The organism is Sulfurimonas sp. (assembly GCF_023229025.1).
Lineage (GTDB): Bacteria > Campylobacterota > Campylobacteria > Campylobacterales > Sulfurimonadaceae > Sulfurimonas.
In genome coordinates, this window is record NZ_JALOAA010000072.1 from 1 (window position 1) to 4,423 (window position 4,423).

A 4,423-nucleotide genomic window follows, 5' to 3' on the forward strand; every position below is an offset into this window, starting at 1 on the left:
CTCTGTTTTAGTTCTTAGACCTATATATACCGTCCCAACAGGTTTATACTTAGTTCCGCCACTATCACCTGCTACTCCACTTATTGAAATAGCGTAATCAGCGCCGCTTACACTTAGTGCACCATCACTCATCTGGGCAACAACCTCGCTGCTTACCGCGCCGTACTCCTGTAGTGTTTTAGGATTTACCCCAAGCCAATTCTCTTTAATAGCGTTTGAATATGTCACTAAAGAGCCTTCTAAGATTTTTGAAGCGCCGTTGTTTTTCGTAAAATAGTAGCTTAAGAGCCCTCCGGTGCAACTCTCTGCAAAAGCAATTTTTTTATTTTTAGATGATAGTTTTTCTATAATATATGTCACTATATTTGTTGCGGCAACAACTCTATTTGGCAGAAGCTGTTTGGCTGAGGATATAAAGTTGGATATATTTCCATACTTCTTGCTTCTGATTTCCACTCTTAGCCAACCCTCTATAAGTTCAACTACCTCAATTCTAAGATCATACATTTGAGCAATTGGAGAGAGTATAGCAACTACACTATCCCTCTCCTCTTCAAAAAGATGGATAGTCGCACTTGACTCTTCATGGTTTATAAGAATTTCCGGGAGTTTTTGCATCTCATCTACATGTAAAACATTTGTTATTGAATTTTTATACTCTAAAAGATAACTCCCATTTTCAAAAACAGAGCTGTTTGAGGGTATCAACATCTCCTCTTTTAAAATCTGATTATCCCTTGTTACTGTGCATATAAGCTTCCCTATGGTTGAGAAGTGCTGTTTGCTTGTAACAATAATATGTCTGTTTGCTTGGTGAAGCTCTTTTTCAAGATACAAAAAGAGTGAATTGTCACTCTCCTTAAAGAAAGTTATAGAGTCAATAAAATCTATTTTTTGCTCAATTTTTCTAATAATATACTCTCTAAGAGGTAGGTTATATATAAACTTGTTACCGATTAGCAGAAGATGCAGTTTCATACGTAAATAGCCTTTTGCAAAAAATTATTTTATACTATTATAGCACTGTTTTTATCATTTAAAGTAGCTTTTAAACCCCTAAAGGATATAATGCAAAAATTTTACACAATTTGGGACAGATATGGATTACAAAGATACACTACTTTTACCAACTACAAATTTTGCCATGAGAGGCAATCTCATCAACAATGAACCAATAAGATACGCTTCATGGGATGAGAAGAAAATATATGAAAAGATGAAAGCAAATCGCAAAGATGCGCAAAGTTTTACTCTTCATGACGGTCCTCCATACGCAAACGGAAATACGCACATCGGTCATGCACTCAATAAAATCTTAAAAGACATAATCATAAAACATAACTATTTTAACGGCAAATCGGTGCGTTTTACTCCGGGATGGGATTGTCACGGTCTGCCGATTGAGCAGCAGGTAGAGAAGAAGGTAGGCGGCAAACAGAAAAAAGAGCTTCTAGGTGCGGCAAAAGTAAGAGAACTTTGCCGTGCTCATGCAGCTGAATTTGTCGGCATTCAAAGAGAAGAGTTTAAAAAACTGGGCATCATCGCAGACTGGAAAAACCCATATATCACGATGGATTATAAGTTTGAAGCAAACATCTACCGTACTCTTTGTAATGTTGCTAAAAAAGGTCTTCTTATTGAGAGAAGCAAGCCTGTTTTTTGGTCATGGGCTGAGAGAACTGCTCTTGCTGAGGCTGAAGTAGAGTATGAAGATAAAGAGTCACACTCTATATTTATAGCATTTGAGTTAAGTGACGAAGCAAAAGCAAAACTTGGCATAACAACAAAAGCAGCCCCTGTAATCTGGACAACAACCCCTTGGACAATCCCTGCAAATACTGGAATATCTCTCAATCCTGAGGAAGAGTATGTTCTAACGACAACCGGATATATCGTTGCAAAAGAGTTGCTAGAGTCTTTAAAAGAGCAAGAGGTCTTAAGCGGAGATATAGCTAAAACCTTTAAAGCAAAAGAGTTTGAAAATCTTTTAGCAATTAATCCACTTAACGGCAGAACATCGCGCATAATTTTAGGTGAACATGTACTGGTTGACAACGGAACCGGATGTGTTCACACGGCTCCGGGACACGGTGAGGATGACTACCGCATAGGGTTAGTATATGACCTAGAAGTAGTTATGCCTGTAGATGAGACCGGATGTTTTGATGAGACGGTAGTTAGAGAAAAACTCATTCCAAATGCAGAGGAGTTTGTAGGCAAACACATCTTTAAAACAAATGATGAGCTGATAGAACTTATGGGAGATAGTGTTTTAAAAGTATCTAAATTCAGACACTCATACCCACACTGCTGGAGAAGTCATACTCCTCTAATTTTCCGTGCAACTAAGCAGTGGTTTATCAGCGTAGATGGAACTCCTGAGGGTCAAGATAGAACACTGAGACAAATTGCTCTTGATGAAGTTGAAAAGACTCTCTTTTACCCGCAAAGCGGTAAAAACAGACTCAAATCAATGGTTGAAAACCGTCCTGACTGGTGTATTTCACGCCAAAGAGACTGGGGAGTTCCTATCGCATTTTTTAGAGTAAAAGCAACCGGCGAAGTTCTTCTTGATGAGAAGGTTTTAAACTTTACGGCGATGGTCTTTGAGATGCACGGAAGCGATGCATGGTACTCCATGCCGACAGAACAACTGCTCTACCCTGGCGCTGGCTATAAAGCGGACGAGCTTGAAAAAGTAACTGACATCTTAGATGTCTGGTTTGATAGCGGCTCTACTTGGTACTCTGTTTTGAAATCACGCAACTACGACGCAGGCAATTATCCAGCTGATCTCTACGTCGAGGGAAGCGATCAACATAGAGGGTGGTTTCAGTCATCTATGTTTTTAAGCGCCGCAGTAGAGCATAAAGCACCATACAAGGGAGTCCTTACTCACGGTTTCACGGTTGATGAGAAGGGCGAGAAGATGTCAAAGTCAAAAGGAAACGTAGTCGCTCCCGATAAAGTTTTAAAAGAGTACGGTAGTGAGATACTTCGTCTTTGGGTAGCTTCTAGTGACTACCAAGGAGACCTGAAAATCTCTCAAGGCATACTAAAACAGACGGCGGAGAACTACCGAAAACTAAGAAACACGTTTAGAATTATGCTTGCAAATATAAACGACCTAAAAGCAATAACTCCTTATGAGGAGATGGGCGAGCTTGATAAGTGGATACTTAGTGAAGCAAAAACTGTTTTTGACGCAGCTCATAAATCATTTAGCGGTTATAACTTTGTGCATGGGATGAGCCTGCTGAATAACTTCATAGTAAACGAGTTGAGCGGAATCTACATCGACATCACAAAAGATAGTCTTTACTGTGATAGCAAAGATGACGCAAAGAGAAATGCAAGCCAGAGCGCGATGGCTATCATCGTCAAATCGCTTCTTGGACTAATCGCTCCGATACTGACTTATACAGCGGATGAAATCGTAGAAAATGCTCCTGTAATAATTAAAGGCGATAAAGAGGATATTTTTGATTTTGTTTATGAAAGTATTGAAGATGTACACTCAACATTTAATGTTGACTACATGTTCGCTGCAAGAGAGAGTTTTTATGAAAAAGTTGATGCTCTTAAAAAAGAGAAAGTCATAAAAAATACTCTTGAGTTAGTTCTATATACAGAGTCGCAAAATGTTCTAAAAATGGACAAAACAGAGGCTGAGGACTGGTTTGTTGTATCTGGTGTTTCAAGCGGCGAGACATCAGAGGAGCTTGGAACATTCAGCGTAGAAGGTGACACTTTCATAATAGCAAAAGCAACAAAAGCAAAATGCCCAAGATGCTGGAAGTACCAATCTGAGGATGAAGAGAGTACATGTCCAAGATGTACAAAGGTTTTAAATGCCTAACTTCGCCGAGCCAGTGTCAGCTACATTTATCGCAGTAACCGTTGCTGTGATATTTGTCATAATAGGCATAGGAATAGCGCTTGTCAAACTAGGAAAAAAGTCTAGAAATCCATAGGGCTTATAGGCTTTTTTCCCTCTCTTACAATTTTTATCCAATGGACGTATGTTCTCTCAGTTGAATAACTATAGTGTTTAAACCTAATTTTGTCACGAACTAAATCTAAAAGTTTCTTTTTCGCTTGCATGTCAGTTCCTTTGTTTAAGCTACATTATGTTTGTTATGTAAAATATTTACGAAATAACACACAAAATGTAATTTAATTTGAATATATAGTATTAAACAAACATCAAAACTTTAAGAATTCTATAGAATTTTTCTATCAATTATCAAAAATATGACAAATTGACATATTTATAACCAAATAAACCTTTTTAACACACAAATGATATGTCAGTTATTTATATGATTTAAAGTTGTTTTACATATAATGTGTTTGATTAAATAGTTATCCGCTCACTGCGTGACCGGATAACGGGGGCGCGGGTTGAACACCCGCTAGTCAT

The 4,423-nt window shown here is 38.2% G+C and carries 3 protein-coding genes; 1 reads left to right on the top strand and 2 read right to left on the bottom strand.

What is annotated here, in order from left to right; translation table 11 throughout:
- On the bottom strand, nt 1-978 hold a 978-nt coding region (locus M0Q20_RS10880; protein ID WP_295061851.1), incomplete at its 3' end, for a CinA family protein.
- Nucleotides 979-1,099: 121 nt separating this feature from the next.
- Between M0Q20_RS10880 and ileS the strand changes: the two genes are divergently transcribed.
- Nucleotides 1,100-3,859, top strand: coding sequence for an isoleucine--tRNA ligase (gene ileS, locus M0Q20_RS10885; protein WP_295061854.1), 2,760 nt, complete (start codon nt 1,100-1,102; stop codon nt 3,857-3,859).
- Between the two features lie 101 nt (nt 3,860-3,960).
- On the opposite strand, the gene M0Q20_RS10890 is transcribed toward ileS, so the two are convergent.
- Complete coding sequence (locus tag M0Q20_RS10890; RefSeq protein ID WP_295061857.1) at nt 3,961-4,104, bottom strand: phage integrase N-terminal SAM-like domain-containing protein; 144 nt, start codon at nt 4,102-4,104, stop codon at nt 3,961-3,963.
- Nucleotides 4,105-4,423 lie beyond the last annotated feature (319 nt).